At 61.8% G+C, this 3,099-nt stretch carries 3 protein-coding genes; all 3 read right to left on the bottom strand.

Translation table 11 applies throughout. The features are described from left to right. A partial coding sequence (locus WEA77_RS09345; protein ID WP_368067607.1) for an aldehyde dehydrogenase family protein occupies positions 1–889 on the bottom strand: 889 nt, incomplete at its 3' end. Between the two features lie 47 nt (positions 890–936). Beyond that, on the bottom strand, positions 937–1,956 hold the full coding sequence (locus WEA77_RS09340; protein ID WP_368067606.1) for a type II secretion system F family protein: 1,020 nt from the start codon (positions 1,954–1,956) through the stop codon (positions 937–939). Positions 1,957–1,967: 11 nt separating this feature from the next. Continuing rightward, positions 1,968–3,005, bottom strand: a complete 1,038-nt coding sequence (locus tag WEA77_RS09335) for a type II secretion system F family protein (protein ID WP_368067605.1) — start codon at positions 3,003–3,005, stop codon at positions 1,968–1,970. Between the last annotated feature and the right edge of the window lie 94 nt (positions 3,006–3,099).

Raw genomic sequence — 3,099 nt, 5'->3', positions numbered from 1 at the left:
AGAGGCGGCGCATCGTGGTGCACCGCCGACCGGCGGTGCCGAGCGCCGAGAAGGCGATTGCGCGTAAGGTGAGATCAAGGTACGCAGACGCACAGACAATGGCGGCGTTGTTACCGCCGAGTTCGAGGATCGTCTTGCCGAAGCGCGCTGCGACGACCGGCGCGAGAGCGCGTCCCATCCGGGTTGATCCCGTGGCCGAGACAACCGCGATGCGGGAATCGGCGGCGAGGGCTGCACCCAGACCGGGTCCGCCGATAAGACAGGCCGCTAGTCCTTCGGGGGAATGACCGAACGCCTGCACCGCGCGGCGGAACACCTGCATTACCGCGAGCGCCGTGAGCGGCGTCTTCTCCGACGGCTTCCAGATCACCGGATTGCCGCAGACAAGCGCCAGCGCAGCGTTCCATGCCCAGACGGCAACAGGAAAATTGAAAGCGGTAATCACTGCCGTGACACCTGCCGGATGCCAGGTTTCCATCATCCGGTGACCGGGTCGCTCGGACGCAATGGTCAGGCCGTGCAATTGCCGCGAGAGACCGACCGCGAAGTCGCAGATGTCGATCATCTCCTGCACTTCGCCCATTGCTTCGGCGGGGATCTTGCCGGCCTCCAGCGTGACGAGAGTGGCGAGATCATCCTTGGCCTGGCGCAGTTCCGCTCCGAGCAGGCGAACAAGCTCGCCCCTTCGCGGGGCCGGAACATCACGCCAGACGGCAAAGGCGCGGCTGGCGGCCGCGACGGCGTCTTCGGCGGCGGCCGGCGTATCCAGCGCGATATGGGTGAGGATTTCGCCGGTCAGCGGCGTGTGGCAGGCGAGCCCGCCCGGGGCGGGCTGCGCGGCCAGACCGAACCGGGCGAGCGTGCTACTGGCGAGGGGCAAAAGGCTCATCCGGCGGGTCTAGCGGGGCGCGGCGTCAGAGGAAAGCCCTGCCCGCCTCAGACGAAGTCGCGCTCGACCTGCAGCTCTGTGACTTGTAGCGCAGCTTCGCTTTCGCCCTGCATCTTCTGGTACTTGATATAGGCAGGGCCGAGCACGACGAGGAACAGAACCGGCAGAAAGAAGAGGATCATAGGCACAGTCAGCTGTGCAGGAAGCGCCGCAGCCTTCTTCTCGGCATCCGACATCCGCATCTCGCGGTTTTCCTTCGCCATCAGGCGCAGGGCATCGCCCATTTGCGTACCATACCGCTCGGCCTGGCCGAGGGCCATACAGACAGCTTTCACGCCTTCATGGCCGGTGCGGATTGCAAGGTTTTCATAGGCCTGCCGGCGGTCCGGCAAGTAGGACAGCTCCGCAACCGTGATGCCGAATTCCTCTGCCAGCTCCGGAGAGGCAGCGCCGATCTCCTGACTGACCTTGTTGAAACCCATCTCGATGGACATGCCGGCCTCGACACAGATCAGCAGCATGTCGAGCGAGTCCGGAAAGGCGCGCATCAGGGATTTCTGGCGCTTCTGGGCGATGTTCGAGATGTAGAGGTTCGGGGTGTAGAAACCGGCGGCCGCGCCAAAAGCCAGCGAGCCGTATTTCAGGAACGTGCTTAAGCCATGGTCGTTCACGTAAAAGATATAGAGGTAGGCGAGCAAGGCACCCACGATGGGCAAGCTCATCCTTGCAAAATAAAAAGCCGAGACGGGGCCCGGACCGCGCAGCCCTGCCTGGTTCATCACCTTGACGACGTTCGGATCTTCAAGCGCCTTGGCGAGATTCAGCTTGGAGGAGATGTTGCCGACGACCGAATCGTCCTTGCGGCGCAGGCCCTTTTTCTCCAGCGCGGCACGGCTCTGCTTACGCAGGCGTTCGCGCTGGCTGGCGACGGACTTCAGGCGGGTCTCAAGCTTATTGCCCTGAAGATACGGCAGCGCAAACGTAAGAAACGTTCCGAATACGGCAGCGGCGACGAGATAGGCCGCCAGAGTATCGGGCTTTGTGAGAGAGAGGATGAACTCGTACATCGCAGCCGCCCTTACATGTCGAAGTTGATCATGTTGCGCATGACGGTGATGCCGAGACCCATCATGGTCGCCGCCATGGCGAGGATCACGTGGCCGGTTTCCGTGATGAACAGTTCCATGATGTAGTCAGGCGTCGTGACGAAGACCATGGTGCCGACCGCGAAGGGCAGCGAGCCAATGATAAAGCTAGATGCCTTTGCTTCCGAGGACAGCGCATTGACCTTCTCACGCATCATTTTCCGTGAACGGATGACAGAGGACAGGTTTCCAAGCGCTTCGGAGAGGTTGCCGCCGGCTTTGGACTGGATGGTGAGCACGATGGCGAAGAAGTTCACCTCCTGCAGCGGCATGCGCTTGTAGAGCTGAGCGAGCGCGCGTTCGAGGCCCGAACCCATGGCGAGGTTGTCGGCGAAGGTTAGGAACTCCTTGCGCAGGGGCTCCGGGCTTTCCTTTGCAATGATGCGGATACACTCGTTAAGCGGCAGTCCCGTCTTCACACCGCGCACGATAACGTCGAGCGCATCGGCAAACTGGTTCACCATCTTCTTGTGGCGGCCCTTGATCATGGTGTTCAGCACGAACTGGGGCAAGCCGAAGGTGCCGGCGAACCCGGCGGCTGCGCAAAGGATAGGCCGGCTCTTGAAGCTTATTCCGCTGATGACGAGGCCGTCCGCGCCCGACATCCAGACAACACCGGCGCAGACCGCGCCTGTAATCACGGAAATAATCCAGAACATCGGGATCGAAAGTTCGACACCCGCTTGGGTCAGCTTCGAGGCGATATCCTGCGCAGCAGAGACCTTGCGCCGCTCTTTGTCTTGCTTGCGCAGGTTTTCAAGCATTTCCTGCGTCTTGGCGCGGCGTTTTGCGGTGTCTTCCGTGGCTTTGCCAAGCGCCTTGGAGACCTGCACCGGCGCACGCCCTGCCCCGATCTCGCGGGCGCGTTTCTTTGCGGCGTCATCGTTGCCGGCGGTAAACGTAAAGCCAACACCGACGGTCGCCACGAAGGCAAGCGCAGCAACAAGAATTATGATCAGTATACTGCTCATCAGGCGTTGTTCAGCGAATCGAGGGCCGCAGCCAGTTCGCGCTCCATGTTGTAGTAGGACGCGCGCTCCCAGAAGCGCTGACGGCCGATACCCA

It is taken from the genome of Hyphomonas sp., from assembly GCF_040882205.1.
Taxonomy (GTDB): Bacteria; Pseudomonadota; Alphaproteobacteria; order Caulobacterales; family Hyphomonadaceae; genus Hyphomonas.
The sequence above is the reverse complement of the archived record's forward strand: the minus strand, read 5'-3'. Positions and strand labels throughout refer to the sequence as shown.

Coding starts and splice junctions, on each gene's coding strand:
- WEA77_RS09335 (WP_368067605.1), bottom strand. CDS start 3,005: ATGAGCAGTATACTGATCATAATTCTTGTTGCTGCGCTTGCCTTCGTG.
- WEA77_RS09340 (WP_368067606.1), bottom strand. CDS start 1,956: ATGTACGAGTTCATCCTCTCTCTCACAAAGCCCGATACTCTGGCGGCC.